The sequence below is a fragment of the Luteibaculum oceani genome (genome assembly GCF_007995015.1).
Classification (GTDB): domain Bacteria; phylum Bacteroidota; class Bacteroidia; order Flavobacteriales_D; family Luteibaculaceae; genus Luteibaculum; species Luteibaculum oceani.
This window is the reverse complement of sequence record NZ_VORB01000007.1, coordinates 69,912-86,221: the sequence shown is the minus strand read 5'-3', so window position 1 is coordinate 86,221 and position 16,310 is coordinate 69,912. Positions and strand designations below refer to the sequence as shown.

18 protein-coding genes are annotated in these 16,310 nt (G+C 40.3%); 9 read left to right on the top strand and 9 right to left on the bottom strand.

Translation table 11 applies throughout. The features are described 5' to 3' along the window. The first annotated feature begins 38 nt into the window (after positions 1 to 38). The 4 genes from lpxK to FRX97_RS08620 are packed head-to-tail and all read left to right on the top strand — an operon-like array spanning position 39 to position 4,484. On the top strand, positions 39 to 1,106 hold the full coding sequence (gene lpxK / locus FRX97_RS08635; protein WP_147014807.1) for a tetraacyldisaccharide 4'-kinase: 1,068 nt from the start codon (positions 39 to 41) through the stop codon (positions 1,104 to 1,106). Further along, positions 1,099 to 2,553, top strand: coding sequence for an Asp-tRNA(Asn)/Glu-tRNA(Gln) amidotransferase subunit GatB (gene gatB, locus FRX97_RS08630; protein ID WP_147014806.1), 1,455 nt, complete (start codon positions 1,099 to 1,101; stop codon positions 2,551 to 2,553). The genes lpxK and gatB overlap by 8 nt, the downstream gene beginning before the upstream one ends. Then, entirely contained in the window at positions 2,550 to 3,680 is a 1,131-nt protein-coding gene (locus tag FRX97_RS08625; protein ID WP_223266596.1) for a TlpA disulfide reductase family protein, read from the top strand. The genes gatB and FRX97_RS08625 overlap by 4 nt, the downstream gene beginning before the upstream one ends. Positions 3,681 to 3,683: 3 nt before the next feature. Next, positions 3,684 to 4,484 (top strand): UDP-2,3-diacylglucosamine diphosphatase, encoded by an 801-nt coding sequence (locus FRX97_RS08620; protein ID WP_147014805.1) that lies wholly within the window; start codon positions 3,684 to 3,686, stop codon positions 4,482 to 4,484. On the opposite strand, the gene gap is transcribed toward FRX97_RS08620, so the two are convergent. From gap to FRX97_RS08605, 3 genes are read right to left on the bottom strand one after another with little or no spacing between them, the layout of a single operon-like run. Next, a complete protein-coding gene (gene gap / locus FRX97_RS08615; RefSeq protein WP_147014804.1) occupies positions 4,441 to 5,436 on the bottom strand; it encodes a type I glyceraldehyde-3-phosphate dehydrogenase in 996 nt (331 codons plus the stop codon). The two genes, FRX97_RS08620 and gap, sit on opposite strands and share 44 nt — an antisense overlap. A gap of 6 nt (positions 5,437 to 5,442) precedes the next feature. Then, a complete protein-coding gene (gene lipA / locus FRX97_RS08610) occupies positions 5,443 to 6,318 on the bottom strand; it encodes a lipoyl synthase (RefSeq protein ID WP_147014803.1) in 876 nt (291 codons plus the stop codon). A 30-nt stretch (positions 6,319 to 6,348) separates the two neighbouring features. After that, complete coding sequence (locus FRX97_RS08605) at positions 6,349 to 7,131, bottom strand: hypothetical protein (protein WP_147014802.1); 783 nt, start codon at positions 7,129 to 7,131, stop codon at positions 6,349 to 6,351. Between the two features lie 40 nt (positions 7,132 to 7,171). Here FRX97_RS08605 and FRX97_RS08600 point away from each other — a divergent pair, with 40 nt between their 5' ends. Further along, positions 7,172 to 7,576, top strand: a complete 405-nt coding sequence (locus FRX97_RS08600; RefSeq protein ID WP_147014801.1) for an OsmC family protein — start codon at positions 7,172 to 7,174, stop codon at positions 7,574 to 7,576. Here FRX97_RS08600 and ytxJ read toward each other — a convergent pair. Beyond that, on the bottom strand, positions 7,563 to 7,916 hold the full coding sequence (gene ytxJ / locus FRX97_RS08595; RefSeq protein ID WP_147014800.1) for a bacillithiol system redox-active protein YtxJ: 354 nt from the start codon (positions 7,914 to 7,916) through the stop codon (positions 7,563 to 7,565). The genes FRX97_RS08600 and ytxJ overlap by 14 nt on opposite strands. Beyond that, on the bottom strand, positions 7,888 to 8,016 hold the full coding sequence (locus FRX97_RS12430; protein WP_262711317.1) for a hypothetical protein: 129 nt from the start codon (positions 8,014 to 8,016) through the stop codon (positions 7,888 to 7,890). The genes ytxJ and FRX97_RS12430 overlap by 29 nt, the downstream gene beginning before the upstream one ends. Positions 8,017 to 8,107: 91 nt before the next feature. On the opposite strand from FRX97_RS12430, the gene FRX97_RS08590 reads away from it, so the two are divergent. From FRX97_RS08590 to FRX97_RS08580, 3 genes are read left to right on the top strand one after another with little or no spacing between them, the layout of a single operon-like run. After that, on the top strand, positions 8,108 to 9,373 hold the full coding sequence (locus tag FRX97_RS08590; RefSeq protein ID WP_147014799.1) for a GWxTD domain-containing protein: 1,266 nt from the start codon (positions 8,108 to 8,110) through the stop codon (positions 9,371 to 9,373). A gap of 2 nt (positions 9,374 to 9,375) precedes the next feature. Next, positions 9,376 to 10,107, top strand: coding sequence for a 23S rRNA (guanosine(2251)-2'-O)-methyltransferase RlmB (gene rlmB, locus FRX97_RS08585; RefSeq protein WP_147014798.1), 732 nt, complete (start codon positions 9,376 to 9,378; stop codon positions 10,105 to 10,107). Between the two features lie 30 nt (positions 10,108 to 10,137). Next, the gene (locus tag FRX97_RS08580) at positions 10,138 to 11,919 is read left to right on the top strand and encodes a lysophospholipid acyltransferase family protein (protein ID WP_147014797.1); all 1,782 of its coding nucleotides are present in this window, start codon (positions 10,138 to 10,140) and stop codon (positions 11,917 to 11,919) included. Here FRX97_RS08580 and FRX97_RS08575 read toward each other — a convergent pair. Continuing rightward, positions 11,909 to 12,964, bottom strand: a complete 1,056-nt coding sequence (locus FRX97_RS08575; protein ID WP_147014796.1) for a 3-dehydroquinate synthase — start codon at positions 12,962 to 12,964, stop codon at positions 11,909 to 11,911. The two genes, FRX97_RS08580 and FRX97_RS08575, sit on opposite strands and share 11 nt — an antisense overlap. 77 nt (positions 12,965 to 13,041) lie before the next feature. On the opposite strand from FRX97_RS08575, the gene FRX97_RS08570 reads away from it, so the two are divergent. Further along, positions 13,042 to 14,214: a proline dehydrogenase family protein gene (locus tag FRX97_RS08570; RefSeq protein WP_147014795.1), complete on the top strand. Its 1,173-nt coding sequence runs from the start codon at positions 13,042 to 13,044 to the stop codon at positions 14,212 to 14,214. On the opposite strand, the gene FRX97_RS08565 is transcribed toward FRX97_RS08570, so the two are convergent. The 3 genes from FRX97_RS08565 to tsaE are packed head-to-tail and all read right to left on the bottom strand — an operon-like array spanning position 14,211 to position 16,309. Further along, a complete protein-coding gene (locus FRX97_RS08565; protein WP_147014794.1) occupies positions 14,211 to 14,612 on the bottom strand; it encodes a hypothetical protein in 402 nt (133 codons plus the stop codon). The two genes, FRX97_RS08570 and FRX97_RS08565, sit on opposite strands and share 4 nt — an antisense overlap. Continuing rightward, positions 14,612 to 15,832, bottom strand: a complete 1,221-nt coding sequence (locus FRX97_RS08560; RefSeq protein WP_147014793.1) for an alanine dehydrogenase — start codon at positions 15,830 to 15,832, stop codon at positions 14,612 to 14,614. Before FRX97_RS08560 ends, FRX97_RS08565 begins: the two co-directional genes overlap by 1 nt. 60 nt (positions 15,833 to 15,892) lie before the next feature. Next, positions 15,893 to 16,309 (bottom strand): tRNA (adenosine(37)-N6)-threonylcarbamoyltransferase complex ATPase subunit type 1 TsaE, encoded by a 417-nt coding sequence (tsaE, locus tag FRX97_RS08555; protein WP_147014792.1) that lies wholly within the window; start codon positions 16,307 to 16,309, stop codon positions 15,893 to 15,895. Position 16,310: the final 1 nt, after the last annotated feature.

Below are 16,310 nucleotides of genomic sequence, written 5' to 3'. Positions count from 1 at the left end.
TTTTTTTACGACTTTTATTGGCTCTCAAAAATAGCGATATGAAATTAATGGGATTTGCTGCGGCACCGCTGTCTTGGATGTATGGAGGGGTTCTGAATATCAGGCATTTCCTATATGACATTGGTTTTTACAGATCCTACGCTCACGAACGCGCATTTATCATTTGTGTCGGAAATTTAAACTTAGGTGGCACCGGAAAAACACCAACAACAGAAATGTTAATCCAAAGGCTCTCTAGAAAATATACCGTAGGTGTTTTAAGTAGGGGTTATGGACGCAGCACCAAGGGTTTTTTAATTGTGGATAAACACGGAGATCCAAACAAATATGGAGATGAACCAGTACAAATGGCACAAAAGAATACGGACATTCCCTTTGCTGTTTGTGAAAACAGATGGGTAGGTGTCAATAAATTTTTAGAATTCCGCCCAGACCTTCAGGTTATTATTCTAGATGACGCTTTCCAACATCGCCGATTAAAAGCTGATATTAACGTTTTACTAACGCCTTTTAATAAACCTTTTTTTAGGGATCACCTTGTTCCTTCCGGCGGCTTAAGAGACCTAAAAAGAGCAGCAGTCCGGGCAGATTACTTAATGATTACAAAATCTCCGAGCCAGGTTTCGCACGAGACCAAAAAAGTATTTCAACGCGAATCGGGGTTTACTTTGGAGAAAACTCTCTTTTTTGCTCATCTAGAATATGGACTTTTAAAAAACCCATTGACAGGAGAAGAAGTGAACGCGCAGCATATAGATCAGGCATTATTGGTGACCGGTATCGCCAACCCAAAGCCCATTTCCAACTTTCTATCTGGCGCCATAAGCAACTTAAAAGCCGTTAATTTCAGAGATCATTATCGTTATTCTCCTAAAGACATTAAGTCTATACAACAGATATTTAATAATTTCGCCAAAACTCCGGATCGAGTAATAATTACCACCGAAAAGGACTACGTAAAGCTTGTACAGCTTAAAGATTATTGGCCTAAAGATTGGACCATTCTTGTAGCACCTATTCAGATGGAAGTAAACGACAATCTGGGAGATCGATTCATTAAAAAACTTTCTGAATCCATAAACCAAAAGTTAGGTAAGAATGATTGATGAGGCAACCTTAGCCCAATACGAAATAGTTATAGGACTTGAAGTCCACCTGCAGCTTTCTACTACTACAAAGGCCTACAGCGCCGAAAAGTATGAATATGGAGGATTACCGAACGACCAGGTAAGTGTTATTACTCTAGGGCATCCGGGTACCTTACCTGTTCCCAACCAGCAAGTAGTAAAATACGCTGTGCGATTAGGACTTGCTTTGGGATGCGACATCCGAAAGGAGATGCACTATGCAAGGAAAAACTACTTCTACGCCGATTTACCAAAGGGATATCAGATAACCCAAGATCACACTCCAATTTGTAATGGTGGATACATAGACATTACTACCAATGGGGTGGATAAACGCGTGAATCTTACCCGTATCCACATGGAAGAAGATGCTGGAAAAAGCATACACGACGTGGATCCTTTCCATACCTTAATTGATTTGAACAGGGCTGGAGTTCCTTTGCTTGAAATCGTTTCTGAACCAGAAATGAGATCTGGAGAGGAGGCCTACCAGTACCTTACAGAGGTTAGAAAAATAGTGCGATATCTTGGAATTTGCGACGGAAATATGGAGGAAGGTAGCCTTCGTTGTGACGCCAACATATCGGTAAGAAAATTTGGAGACCCAAAGTTCGGAACTCGTACCGAGGTAAAGAATATGAACTCCATGCGAAATGTGCAACGCGCAATTGATTTTGAGGCCAAAAGGCAAATTGAGATCATAGAAAACGGGGGAACCATTCACCAGGAAACAAGGTCTTTCGATGCAACCGACGGCAGCACTTTTTCGTTGAGAAGCAAGGAGTTTGCCCATGACTACAGATATTTCCCAGAACCTGATATAGCTCCAATTTCTCTGAAAGACGTGTTCATAGAAGAAGTTAAGAAAGGATTACCCGAACTTCCTTCTCAGTTGTTTAAAAAATACACTCAGGAATACGGTTTATCAGATTACGATGCTACTATTTTAACGGAAGAAAGAGGAATAGCGGAATATTATAATGACCTTATTTCGAAATTCAACAATTACAAGGTTGCGGCAAACTGGGTAATTACCTCGGTTAAATCCTACCTAAACCAAAGGGCAATAAAAATCGATAGATTCCCTCTTACTACTTCTAATTTGGCAAAGTTGCTACAGCTTATCGAAGACGGGAAAATTAGTCACACCACTGCCACACAAAAGATTTTCCCAGGGGTAGTAGACGACAACATTGATCCAGAAACTTACGCTAAAGAAAATAACCTATTACAGGATACCAGCGAAGATGAAATCATTGCATTGGCGCAAGCGGCTTTAGATAAATACCCAGATAAAGTAGCGGCCTACAAACAAGGCAATAAAAACCTCCTTGGTCTATTTATGGGAGAGTTTATGAAAGCTGCAAAAGGAAAAGCCGACCCTAAAAAAGCAAATCAAATATTAAGAACCCTACTAGAAAAATGAGAACAATAATTTTAATTCTTTCCGCGGTACTTGCTATCTCTTGTAAACCAGAAAATCAAGTTGAAATTTCGGGAGTTTACGAGGGCGGTAATGGTAAAACCATTTACCTAAAGCAAAGTATTGGTAATAAATTGGAGGTACTAGACTCTGCCAGCGTTGGTGAAGACGGAAAATATCAGCTTACTGCTATTCTTCCTGAAATGGATTTCCTGAACATTATAGACGGAAATACCACCTACATTTTCCTAGGAATTCCTGGAAAGGAAATAAAGGCTGACTTTAGAGAATCGATCACCCAAAACACTCGTTTTGAAGGTCCTCAAGAAAGCACAGATTTCAACGAAGTACACACCTTTACCCAGGAACTGAATAAAAAAAGACAGCAGTTGAACACCGATTTTCAAGCTGGCCAAATAGACAGAATGGGTGCCATGAACAGGTTTAATGAAATTAACCAAGAGTGGTCTGACTATGCTCGTAATTTTGTTGATCAGCATCCAAATTCCCCTGCAGTTTTAAGTTGTTTAAGTGTTTATCACCCTATCGAGGATTTAGAAATCTACAAGTCTACCTTACAAGCATTAAAACCTAGAATGGGTGGATCTGATTACATTAAAAACCTTGAAGCCCAAATAACCCGAAACGAAGGACAAGCGACAGCTTACCTACAACAGAAAAAAGCTGAAGAGGAGCGAGAAAAGTTACTCGCTGAAGGAAATGTTGCACCAGAAATCTCTTTGCCCAACCCAGATGGAAAAGTTATAAACCTTTCTGATCTAAGAGGTAAATATGTACTTATCGATTTCTGGGCAAGCTGGTGTAAACCTTGTAGAAGAGAAAACCCCAATGTGGTTAACGCATACAAGAAATATAAATCCAAAGGATTTGAGATTCTTTCGGTTAGCTTAGATAAGAATAAATCGGCATGGGTAAACGCTATTAAGTCGGATAACATGACTTGGAAACATGTTTCAGACCTAAAGTTCTGGAATTCTGAAGCCGCCCAAAAGTATGGCGTAAACTCCATCCCATTCACCCTACTGATAGACCCAGAAGGAAAAATCGTTGCCAAAAACTTACGTGGAGAAGCCCTGCACAATACCTTGGCAAAACTTCTTAATACCTAGGTTATAGAACAAAGGACCAACATATACTTCGCCTCCGATTTTCATCTTGGAGTTCCGAACAGGGAACAGAGCCTTGCTAGAGAAAAGCTACTTGTTTCCTGGTTGGATGAAGTAAAACAGGATGCCCGTGAAATATTCTTACTGGGCGATGTTTTTGATTTTTGGTTCGATTACGAATACGTTGTACCAAAAGGATTTGTACGCTTACTGGGTAAAATTGCGGAGATTACGGATTCTGGTATTCCTGTTCACATGTTTCCTGGAAACCACGACATGTGGAATAATGGATATTTTGAGCAAGAGTTGGGAGTTACCTTCCATGCGGGATTTTATCAATTTAAGGCCAGTGGAAAACAATTTTTATTGCATCATGGTGACGGAATAGGACCCGGTGACCATGGCTATAAGTTCATAAAAAAGATTTTTACCAACTCCATTCTTCAGAAGTTATTTAAGTGGTTCCACCCAGATTTAGGTGTTGGGTTGGCTAACTTTTGGAGCAGACAGAGCAGTAAAAAAACTCGGAGTAAAGACGCTATTTACCACGGAAAAAATGAAGAATGGCTGGTTCAGTTTTGTGAAGACTACCCCAAAGAAAATCCAGATCAACCCGATTACTTTATTTTCGGACATCGACATTTAGCCTTGGATATAACGCTATCTAATAACAAATCTCGGTACCTTAATCTAGGAGATTGGCTTAGTCAAAACACCTATGCTAAGTTCGATGGGGAAGATTTAAAGTTATATAGGTATCCTGCTAAAGGGAAGCATGAAATTGCAACAAATCTACCAAGCGGTTAGCATAGCCCCACTCATTATCGTACCATCCAACCACCTTAATTAATCCACCAATTACACTGGTTAATTGTGCATCGAAAATGCAGCTATGTGGATTGTTTACGATGTCGATAGATACGATTGGATCTTGTTCGTATTCTAGTATCCCTTTAAGATTACCTTTTGCCGCCTTTTGGAAAGCAGCGTTAATTTCCACTACCGATTTGGGCGTTTTAACAGTACACGTTATATCCGTAAGCGAGCCATCGGGAACGGGAACACGAATTCCGCATCCTCCAAAATTACCCTCCAGCTGAGGAAAGATTTTTGTAATTGCTTTTGCGGCTCCAGTGGTAGTTGGGACTATAGATTGAGCTGCTGCTCTGGCCCTTCTTAGATCTTTATGTGGCGCATCGTGAAGTCTCTGGTCTCCAGTGTAGCTGTGGACCGTTGTTATGTACCCACCAGTAATTCCGCACAATTCGTCAACAACCTTAATAAGCGGTGCTGCACTGTTTGTAGTACACGAAGCATTAGAAAAAATCTGGTGTTCTTTTTCTAGGATATGGTCGTTAACACCCAGAACAACAGTAGGTACGTTTTCGTCTGGGGAGGGTGCAGAGATAACCACGTTTTTCGCCCCTGCATTTATGTGCTTTCCAGCTAATTCTTTGGTTTTAAAAAAGCCCGTACTCTCCACCACGTAATCCACCCCTATTTCTCCCCAAGGGGCGTCAGATGGATTGGAAAAGGAAAAGAAAGGGATAAACCGCCCTTGAATTTCTATTCCCTTATCAACAACTTCAATCGGGAAATTAGCTTTTCCATGAACTGAGTCCCACTTTAACAGATGTGCCAAAGTTTTATGATCTGCAAGATCGTTAACAGCAACAACCTGTATCTCTGGATTGGTTTGCGCAATTCTTAAAAAGCAGCGCCCAATTCTTCCGAATCCATTAATTGCGACTCTAATCATGAAAAATTAATCGAAAAGGTGTTTCTCTGCGTGGTAAGATGAGCGAACAAGGGGACCGCTTTCTACAAATCTAAAGCCCATTTCTAGACCTAGTTTTTCGTATTTCTTAAATCGGTCTGGATGTACAAACTCAGCAACCGGCAGGTGCTTTTTTGTAGGCTGAAGATATTGTCCAAGTGTTAGGATATCACACCCTACCGACCTTAAGTCTTCCATGGTTTCAATAACTTCTTCATCCGTTTCACCAAGTCCTAACATTACACCACTCTTGGTTCTCATACCGCCCTTTTTCAGGCGTCTTAAAACCTCGAGAGATCTATCATATTTTGCTTGGATGCGCACTTGCTTAGTTAGCCTACGTACCGTTTCTAGGTTATGGGAAACAATTTCGGGAGCCACATCAATAATGCGTTGCAGGTTTTCCCACTTACCGGCGAAATCTGGTATAAGCGTTTCCATGGTGGTGGTTGGCGAAGCCTTGCGAATTGCATTTACCGTTTTTGCCCATATAATGGAACCTCCGTCTGGTAAATCATCCCTATCCACCGAGGTAATAACGCAATGTTTTACGCTCATTAAAGAAACGGATCTCGCCACCTTAGCAGGCTCTAATTCATCTGCTGGCAAGGGTTTTCCTGTTGCAACAGAACAAAACCCACAAGAACGGGTACAAATATTTCCGAGAATCATGAAGGTGGCCGTTCCAGCTCCCCAACATTCTCCCATATTTGGGCAATTACCACTTTCGCAGATGGTGTGCAACTTGTGCTCGGAAACAATATTCCTAACCTTTTTATATTCCTCTCCTGTTGGGAGTTTTACTCTTAACCAAGAAGGCTTTGGGCTGCGTTTGCTTTTCTCTTCTACCACTACTTCACTCATGATTTCGCGAAACTACAAGAAATAAAGTTCTTACTCTTTGTACTTCTTACCGAATAAGAAATTTAAATAGATATTAAACAAGATAGATTGGTTCACATCAGAAGCCATAATTGGAACGGGTGCTGGGAAAAAATCACCTGCTATCCCAACTTCTAATGCTCTAATTTTGTCTTTTTCGGGGCTGTACTCAAAATGGGCACCCACCTTAACGTGCAAGCCGACCATTAGATCGGTTTCCAGAAGGCCTTTTAAATAAGAAGAACGACCATAAATATTTGTGAGTGAATGTTCACTAGGGTCGTAGCGCTCGGCACTTAAGTAATCGTAATCGAAAGGATTTACGTTTTCCTCATCAATAAATTTCCCAATCTCCAGATATACGGGTTTTAGGAAGGTCAATGCAGGCCCAACCGCAAAGTAATATCCAACCTGAACTCCATTTTCTCTTAGTTTATCGAACTTATCGACTTTTATTCCATAGGTAGGACGAAGTGCAATTACACTATTGATTTTCCCAAAAACATATGATTTAGCATTTTGGTGATAGGGATTATACTGGCGAACTTCCTTGGGGTTTTTAACCGTAGTTAGTTCTATTCCAAGCATGCGCCTTTTGAAGCCATCAATATGCTTTCCCCAATAAAAATTACCACCCCACCCGTTAGTATACAGGATAGCACCACCATTTCGTTGGCTCCTATACACCACGGAATTTTCTTCAAAAATCCCCAGATTCCCTTCCTCCTGCTGACCAAATACGACCACAGAGGGAAGCAGAAAAATGAAAATGAGGTAGATGACTTTCATTGGCATAAATGTACTTATTTTAACGCCTCAAAAGCCCCTAAGTTCGATGGAAATTGTTAAAGTAAGCTACGACAGAAACCTTTCATGCGATGCAATACACCTAGATAGCAGCGCACAAATAAAAACCACAGCGCCTAAAGACAATAATGGAGACGGAACTTCTTTTTCTCCTACAGACTTATTGTGCACATCGTTAGCAACCTGCTGTTTAACCATTATGGCCATTAAAGCTAGATCTGGTGAGATTAATTTCGAAAACGTAGAGGCAACGGTTTACAAAGAAATGGGCTCGAACCCCAGATGGGTACAGAAAGTAAAAATCGTGTTTTATGTTCCTGAAATTTGGAGCGGAAAGGAGCGGAAAATTATGGAAAACGCAGCTAAAACCTGTCCTGTTTTTCTATCGTTAAATCCAGAAATGGAAAAAGAATTGGTGTTTAATTACCGTTAAATTCCTTTGGATAAATAGATAAATGAGAAGCCGTTTTTACGGCTTTTCCTTTATTAAACTTAATGAGTTGCGGACTTTCATGAACCACCCCTGATACATGAGCAATGTGCTGAGATAACTCTCTAGCGCCTATCACATCCACCAAATAAACCTCGCTGTCAAAGCTCGATAGATGCGCATCCATTCTACTCTTGGCCGTTAAGGAAATAGAACAACGACCTGAATGCTTAAAAATTAAAAAGCGCTCACCAGATTTCAATAAATCGTCGAACGCTTCTTTATTTTCTAGAAAATTCCAACGAACGGTATCGTTAGACTCTTTCTTCTTTCTTCTCCACATCAACTTGAGAATAAGCTTCGCAACCTTTGTGGGCACCACAAGAACTCAAAATAAAACTTGCCAGTGCAACGGCGATAAATATTAAGCCGGCTTTTTTCATAATTTGTAGCTTTTGCTTTAATAGTACGACAAAGCTAGTATTTTTATTGCCATCTTGCCGATTGTTTTGGCTTAAATTTTCACAAGATTGGATGAAGATTCCAAGGATTTTTCTGCATATCACCATATTGCTAACATGCTTACTAACAAGCACATGCAGTCCAAAAACAACGAGTAGCATTGCTGAAAAATCAAGAATTAATCAGCAGGTAGACCTGCATCCCAAACTCCAATTTTTTAGACAAGACCACAAACTACTTCGATTATACTTCTCCTTACCCACCGAGAATTTACTTTTTGCTCGAAGATCGGAAAACCAGCCCCTACAAGCCGAATTGCGGGTAACTGTATCTGGAATCGATAGTAAAGCAGAGCTAAAACATTGGGAAATAACCCGCGATTACCGATTAAGCAAAAAGCACTCTGATTTTTTCTGGATAGATCATTTAGACCTTTCTTCAAAAAGCGATTACCGTGGTGAAGCCATTGTAACCATACAAGATTTAGTAAGGGGTGCAGAATTCACTGCCTACACGCGAATCTCAGAAGCAAGGATCTCAAGTCAAAAATTCTTAACCATTGACGCCAGTTCCAAAGCCCCATTGCTAAAGGAATACTACCACACCACAGATTCTCTCATCATTCATTATGGAAAATCTGATGCTACGGAGCTATATGTCAATATCTACGATTACCCAGAAAATGCAGCTCCCGCACCTTTCGTTGAGCCATGGAAGTTACATCTTCCCAAGTTTCAAAAACAACTGCAAATTTTAGTACGCGATCAAAAATGCAAGTTACCCCACACCCTAAAACCCAAAATTTTTGAAATACGAGCGGATTCCGAAAGCGATGATTACGGACTCATCCTCCCCTTTTTCAAACCTGGTTTTCCCAAAATAAAGGATGGGGAAGACATGATATATCCACTCAGATATATTACAACCGACGAGGAATTCGACAAATTAAAAGCCTCAAACAATTATCGAAAATCGGCGGAAGAATTTTGGTTAAAACGCTGTAAATCAAAAGACAAAGCCAGAGACATATTGGGAGAATATTATCGTCGCGTATTATATGCCAATGAAAATTTTACCTCCTTCGTTCCTGGCTGGAAAAGTGATCGAGGGATGATCTACACCATTTTTGGAAACCCAGACAACATCACCAAAAGACCTGGACAAGAAATTTGGGTTTATGGAAGAGAAATAAATACCGTTAGATTAAGCTTTACCTTTGTGCAGCGAGAAAACATGTTCTCGTTTAACCATTACGAACTTCTGCGAAACGGCGGGTACAAGGCCATTTGGGATCTTGCCACGAATAGCTGGAGAAATGGACGAATTTTTAACTACTAGAAATGGATAACCATTTAATTTTTGGATTACACCCAGTAATTGAAGCCCTTGAGGGCGAAACCGAACTCACCAAGATATACATCTCGCAAACTGGAGATTTTAAAAGATTAGCACCTGTAGAGCGTCAAGCCGCTGCTAGAAATATATCTGTAACCAAGGTTCCCAACGTAAAGCTGGACAAACTTGCAAACGGAGCCAATCACCAGGGTGTTATTGCTAGAATATCTCCAGTTAAATACTGGGATTTAACTGTTTTACTTGCTAAGACGTTACGGGAGGACAAGCCTCTTTTACTGTACTTGGATGGAGTAACTGACACAAGGAATTTAGGTGGTATAGCAAGGTCTGCCGCTTGTATGGGAATCAACGGGATTATTCTGCCAATTCAAGGTTCGGCCGCTGTAACAGAAGACACGGTTAAAACCAGTGCTGGGGCTATTCTCAACATCCCAGTTTGTAGAATTGACAATAGTAAATTAGGACTCCATACCGCCATGGCAGAGGGTTTTGAACTAATTGCCGTTACCGAAAAAGGTAATGTTCCCATGGGCGACGTGAAATACAATGGCCCAACCATTTTAATGTTCGGAGGAGAACAAAAGGGAATATCTCCTGGCTTAATTAAGTTAGCTCAGCAACACGCTCACATCCCAATGAAAGGTGGAGTTGATTCGTTAAACGTATCAGTAGCCACAGGTATTGCGTGTTATGAATTGAGCAAACTTAGGTTTTAAGTAAGCTTAAATTAGTATTCTAGTGCCCCTATGAAGGATCTGATTAGCCAAGAAGACGTCGTAAATGTTGCCAACTTGCATAAGTATAGATTGGAGATAGCCGCCAAGGCACTCATGAAAATACTTGGGCTTGATGAAATCAATAAAATTTACCACCAAGCTGGCGAAAAATCCGGGATAGAATTTATTGAAGAGGTTTTTAATGCACTAGAAATACAAATTCACGTTCCAGAAAAAGATTTAGCTAATATCCCGGCTAATGGCAGATTTATTACTGTAGGAAACCACCCCTACGGTGCGTTAGACGGGCTAATTTTGATTTATCTTTTCTGTAAATCAAGACCAGACTTTAGAGTAATGGCCAATTTTCTACTTAAGGAAATTGAACCGCTTTCTAGTTTGTTTTTCGAGGTTAATCCCTTTGAGGATTTAAAAGAAAAAAGCAGTTTAACCGGTCTTAAGCAGGCCCTGGGGCATTTACAACAGGATAGGCCCCTAGGCATATTTCCTGCTGGTGAAGTTTCGGCGTACAAAACCAATGCGCTAAAAGTAACCGACAGAGTTTGGAATACAGGTGCTATCAAATTCATAATGAAAGCGGAAGCCCCAGTTGTGCCAGTGTATTTCTCTGGAAATAACTCCATGCTATTCCATTTACTGGGAATAATAAAACCCAAGCTAAGAACTGCCGCACTCCCAAAAGAAATGCTCAAGAAAAAAGGCAGAACAATACATGTTAGGATAGGAAAACCCATCTCACTACGAGAACAAAGAAATTTCCCATCGGCCGATCTTTTTGGAAGATTCTTAAGGGCAAAAACATACGCTTTAGGTAGCTCCCTTCAGGTTAAAAAATTCTACCTACCCAAAATTAAATTCAAGGGAATAGAAAACCCTGTAACTCCAGAGGAAATTATCCCTCCAGTAAGTACCGAGTTGCTGGAGAAAGAGATTAATGCACTTCCCGAGGAAAACAAAATGGTCAGTCAGATGGAATTTGACGTATTTATCGCCTATTCCACAGACATACCTAATGTTTTAAATGAAATTGGAAGACTGCGAGAGGAAACTTTTCGGTCTGTGGGTGAGGGAACCAACCTTGCCATAGATGTAGATGAATACGATTTATACTACCACCATTTAATTTTATGGGATAGAGAAGCGAAAAAGGTTGCGGGAGGTTATAGAATCGGAAAAGGAAACGACATTATTTCTAAGTACGGGGTAAGTGGGTTTTACACCCAGAGTCTCTTTAAAATGGGCCGAAAATTCAGACCCATTTTAGAAAAAACTATAGAACTCGGTCGTAGTTATGTTACCCAAGAGTACCAGAACAAAAGGCTCCCTCTTTTTCTGCTTTGGAAAGGAATTATGGCATTCTTGTTACGAAACGAGGAATACCAATACATTTTAGGCCCTGTGAGTATTTCTAACGAGTACTCAAAGGTGAGTAAAAAGCTAATGGTAGCTTTTGTAAAAGCGCACTACTACGATCACGAATTAGCCAAATGGATAAAGCCTACTAAACCTTTTAATGACACTATAAAAGACAGCGAACTAAAGGCACTTTTAGATAGTGTTGGTTCGGATTTAAAAGATTTAGACCGCCTCATTGGTGATATAGAACCCATTAACGCATCGGTTCCTGTGCTTTTAAAAAAATACATCAATCAAAACGCTAAAATCATCGGATTTAACGTCGATCCGAAATTTAATAATGCACTAGACGGATTGATGATTCTGAACCTTCACGACTTACCTGAAGACTCCATTGAAAACCTAAAGGACGATATCAATAAGTCTATGAGTTAAACCTGGAAATTGCCTCTTCCAAAGCTTTTTTCACCTCAACTTCAGCAACTCCAACCTTAGATACAGGAGCCCCAATTTCTTTTAGCAAACAACAACGGATTTCTCCATCTTCATTCTTTTTATCGTGGCGAGTAAACTCCACTATGCTGTCAATAGAATCAAGGGATACGTTCGGAAGGTCAAAAACATCCGCCAACTTAGCATTGATAGTTTCGCAGTTGGAATGAGATAACATACCTAATTGGCAAGAAATAAGGTTCTCAACTATCATCCCCCAGACCACCGCTACCCCATGGGTAATGCTTTTATTTTGAGCATAGAATAAGGCCTCAACAGCATGACCAATAGTATGACCATAATTAAGAAATTGCCTCTCGTTTTTTTCAAAAGGATCGCGAGCTACAATATCTAATTTCACCTTGGCAAGAACTTCAAGGTTAACAATAACGAAGTCTTTGGCATTTTCACTTTCTAAAAAGCCATTCCATATAGTCTCATTCGAGATTAGCATGTGTTTAACACACTCCGCCAAACCAGACTCGAATTCCAAGGCTGGTAGCGTTTCGAATAAATGCGGGGCAACAAAAACTCCCTTAGCGTTATTAATGAGACCTATTTGATTTTTAACGCCCGCTAAATCCAACCCAGTTTTTCCTCCCAAAGCTGCATCCACAGCCGCTAACAGCGTGGTAGGAACATTTATATAATCAATACCTCTTTTGTAAGTTCCAGCAATAAATCCTCCTAAATCGGAAATAACTCCTCCCCCAAAATTTAAAAACAAACTGTTTTTATCTGCTTCCATTTCCAGGAGGGTTACCCAAAGCTGATGAGCAATTTCTATGTTTTTTTGGCCCTCTCCAGGATCTAACTCAATAATTTCCACCCCATTTAAATGTGGGACATTTTGAAGTAACTGACTGATACAGTGCTTATAAACGTTTGAATCTGTTAAAATAAAAACAGTGCTATACTTTGATTCGTTATCCGAAAAAAAACGATTTAGGTGTTCAAAATTAGAATGCTCAAAAAAGACATTTTGCATGGTAGATCGAAGTTGTTGGTTGATGTAATTTTTTACACCTATTTTCGCGTGAATTTCTCTAAAACTCGATAAATCCTATGGATTTTAGCAACACAAAAGTAGCCTTTTACAACAAAAGCAACAGCGAGTTAAGAATGGCTAAAATCTTATTCCAAACCATCCAAAATCCAAACTTGGTTAAGGTGGGGAAAAAGCTTCTTCAATTTGCACTTGCTTTGAGACTTCCAATTCTTTGGATCATCAGACTTACCGTGTTCAAACACTTTTGTGGCGGAAGAACCATTAGAGATTGCCAAAAACAAATTGACCTTTTACACCAAAGTGGTATTGGTACCATCTTAGACTTTTCGGTAGAAAGTAGTGACACCACCGAGGACTACGAAAGAAACAAAAAGGAGATTATTGAAACCATAAAATTCGGTGCTTCACAACCAGGAATACCTTTTGCAGTGTTTAAAGTTACTGCTATTGCAAGTAACAAGGTTCTGGAAAAAGTAGGTAGTGGAACAGCATTAAGCGAAAGAGAAAGTCGAAATTTTGAGCGTGCCAGAGACCGAGTAGATGAGATTTGTAAAGCTGCTGTGGAACACAAAGTTCCGGTTTTGATAGATGCCGAGGAAAGCTGGTTACAACATGCTATAGACATGTTGGCAGAAATGATGATGGAGCGGTACAACCAAGATCGCGCATGGATATACACCACCATACAGCTGTACAGAAACGATAAACTTGGATATCTGGAGGAATTAGTAATTCGAGCAAAATCGGCCGGGTACAAGGTTGGATTAAAATTGGTGCGCGGTGCCTACATGGAAAAAGAGCACGATCGCGCGGAAGACAAAGGTTACAACTCGCCAGTATTTAGAGAAAAGTTAAGCTCCGACCAATCCTTTAACGTTGGCGTGGCTTTCTGCTTAGATAATTTAGACCATGTAGCCTTTGTTTCTGGAACCCACAACGAGGATAGCTGCAAAATTCTGGCAGATGAAATCGTTAAACGCGGATTAGCTAAAAACGATCCTAGAATTTATTTCTCCCAACTATTAGGTATGAGCGACCATATCTCCTACAACCTTTCAAAGGAAGGATTCAACGTAGCAAAATACGTACCCTATGGACCGGTTAGAGAAGTAATGCCTTACCTAATTAGACGCGCAGAAGAAAACACCTCCGTAGCGGGCCAAACTTCTAGGGAACTACAATTAATTTCTATGGAATTAAAGCGCAGAAATTCTGCCACTGCTTCTTAACAGGGGCAGTTTTTACCTTCCATTAACTTCCAAGAGGAAAAGGAAACTAGAGAATCGTTTACGAAAGTTACACGCAATCGCTCCAGACTTTTATCGTCGTTTTTAAGGATATAATAGCGGTTGGCGTCTTTAACTCCTCTTTCCCCTTCTGAAAAAAGCACATCCGCCTCATCGAAAAAGGCTTTAAGATCCTCATTAGCTCCGAGGCAATTAAAATAGCAGGAGTCTGTGGCATTAAGTTGGAAATCCGAAGTTTGAATGGCCTCGATTACGGTATTTTCGGGTAGCCAGGAAGTTAATAAGGAGGTTCTCTCTTTAAAAATAAAAACCACCATTACTGCACCAATTAATACCCCAATTAGGTACAGGCGCAGCCTTTTAAAAAATGTACTATTCATTAAAGTGCAGGAAGAATTAAATCCAAATCTTGGTGGGGAAGACTAAAGGCTTCTCCCAATACTTTATTGGTAAGGTGCCCACGATACAGGTAAATTCCATTTCTAAACCCAGGATCGCGTTTTATGTACTCCATTACTCCACCAGAGTCAGACATATTTAAAACAATGGGGGCAAAAATATTACTTAATGCGTGACTAGCAGTTTTAGATACCCGAGAAGCTACATTGGGCACTGCATAATGGATTACGCCGTATTTGGTAAATACTGGATTATCGTGAGTGGTAACCTCACTGGTTTCAAAGCATCCACCTTGATCTATACTGATATCGACGATTACAGAGCCATTTTTCATATTTCGAACCATAGCATCTGTAACTATGCATGGGGTGCGGCCGTAGGGAGACCTAACGGCACCAATTGCAACATCTGCAGTTTTTAATGCGTCTGCCAAGATATCGGGTTGAATAATGGAGGTGTATAAGCGAACTCCTAAATCATTTTGCAACCTACGAAGGCGATATATACTATTGTCGAAAACCTTTACAGAAGCTCCTAAACCAAGCGCGGCTCTGGTAGCAAACTCTCCTACCGTTCCCGAACCTAAAATTACTACCTCGGTAGGGGGTACTCCTGAAATTCCTCCAAATAACTGGGCAGAGCCGTATTTAGAATTGCTTAAATATTCGGCAGCAATTTGAATAGACATATTTCCAGCAATCTCCCCCATAGCTCTTACTACTGGGTAGATTGAAGATTCGTCTTTAATGTGTTCCCAAGCCACGGCAGTAATACCCTTGTCCATTAATTTCTTAAGACAATCTTTAGGCTGAACATTTAATTGCAGGGCGGAAAACAAGGTTTGCCCGGGCCGCATAAGTGCAATTTCGTCGTTGGATGGAGGTGCTACTTTAAGGATGATATCAGCTTGATATACCTCTTTTAAGGAATATACTATCTGAGCTCCGGCGTCGGAATAATCGCGATCGGTAAAAGATAGCTGTTTACCAGCTTCGGATTCCACCACAACGCGGTGCCCGTTATTTACTAGTAAACTAACCGCCCCCGGAATAAGCGCCACCCTATGCTCTTGCAACGAGCATTCTTTAGGAATTCCAATAAACAACTTCTTCTTTTTGGTACCAATAGCCTCCATTTGTTCTTGGGGTATTAATACAGCTTCACGGGCCAAAGCTTTTAAAGCTTCAAATTTGCTATCCATCCTAAAAAATTAGTGGAATAAATATACGAATTGATAAAGGGAAAAGATAGAAACTGACCTTTATTTTATTCTGAAGGATCTCACCTTATTATCCTTTACAATTTCCATTCTATGACAAGGCAAATCGTAAAATCTATCAAACATTTCTGGCCACTCTATATATAAGAAATCCTTTTCCCCAAGATAACTATCCATATCTAAATCCAGAAATTCTTCTTCATCTTCAATTCGATATAAATCCACATGGTGAAAAAAGCCCCCATCTGCTAGGGGGTACGACTGGATAATACTAAAAGTAGGACTCGATACTTCTAACTCATTTCCACCTAAAACTTTTACCAACTTAGCAGCAAAGGTGGTTTTACCAGAACCCATTTCGGCATTTACCAATAAGGGCAATCCTGGCTTAATAATTCTAGAAATCTCTAGTGCCACGTCTTCCAAATCTGCCAGTGAAATATTAGACCAAGTCCTCATA

Excerpts from the sequence above, each read along its gene's own strand:
- gap (WP_147014804.1), bottom strand. The coding sequence starts at position 5,436 with ATGATTAGAGTCGCAATTAATGGATTCGGAAGAATTGGGCGCTGCTTT.
- tsaE (WP_147014792.1), bottom strand. The coding sequence starts at position 16,309 with ATGAGGACTTGGTCTAATATTTCACTGGCAGATTTGGAAGACGTGGCA.
- FRX97_RS08580 (WP_147014797.1), top strand. The coding sequence starts at position 10,138 with ATGAAGGATCTGATTAGCCAAGAAGACGTCGTAAATGTTGCCAACTTG.
- lipA (WP_147014803.1), bottom strand. The coding sequence starts at position 6,318 with ATGAGTGAAGTAGTGGTAGAAGAGAAAAGCAAACGCAGCCCAAAGCCT.
- FRX97_RS08565 (WP_147014794.1), bottom strand. The coding sequence starts at position 14,612 with ATGAATAGTACATTTTTTAAAAGGCTGCGCCTGTACCTAATTGGGGTA.
- FRX97_RS12430 (WP_262711317.1), bottom strand. The coding sequence starts at position 8,016 with ATGAAAAAAGCCGGCTTAATATTTATCGCCGTTGCACTGGCAAGTTTT.
- FRX97_RS08570 (WP_147014795.1), top strand. The coding sequence starts at position 13,042 with ATGGATTTTAGCAACACAAAAGTAGCCTTTTACAACAAAAGCAACAGC.
- FRX97_RS08605 (WP_147014802.1), bottom strand. The coding sequence starts at position 7,131 with ATGCCAATGAAAGTCATCTACCTCATTTTCATTTTTCTGCTTCCCTCT.
- FRX97_RS08560 (WP_147014793.1), bottom strand. The coding sequence starts at position 15,832 with ATGGATAGCAAATTTGAAGCTTTAAAAGCTTTGGCCCGTGAAGCTGTA.
- rlmB (WP_147014798.1), top strand. The coding sequence starts at position 9,376 with ATGGATAACCATTTAATTTTTGGATTACACCCAGTAATTGAAGCCCTT.
- gatB (WP_147014806.1), top strand. The coding sequence starts at position 1,099 with ATGATTGATGAGGCAACCTTAGCCCAATACGAAATAGTTATAGGACTT.
- FRX97_RS08625 (WP_223266596.1), top strand. The coding sequence starts at position 2,550 with ATGAGAACAATAATTTTAATTCTTTCCGCGGTACTTGCTATCTCTTGT.
- FRX97_RS08600 (WP_147014801.1), top strand. The coding sequence starts at position 7,172 with ATGGAAATTGTTAAAGTAAGCTACGACAGAAACCTTTCATGCGATGCA.
- FRX97_RS08590 (WP_147014799.1), top strand. The coding sequence starts at position 8,108 with ATGAAGATTCCAAGGATTTTTCTGCATATCACCATATTGCTAACATGC.
- FRX97_RS08575 (WP_147014796.1), bottom strand. The coding sequence starts at position 12,964 with ATGCAAAATGTCTTTTTTGAGCATTCTAATTTTGAACACCTAAATCGT.
- ytxJ (WP_147014800.1), bottom strand. The coding sequence starts at position 7,916 with ATGTGGAGAAGAAAGAAGAAAGAGTCTAACGATACCGTTCGTTGGAAT.
- lpxK (WP_147014807.1), top strand. The coding sequence starts at position 39 with ATGAAATTAATGGGATTTGCTGCGGCACCGCTGTCTTGGATGTATGGA.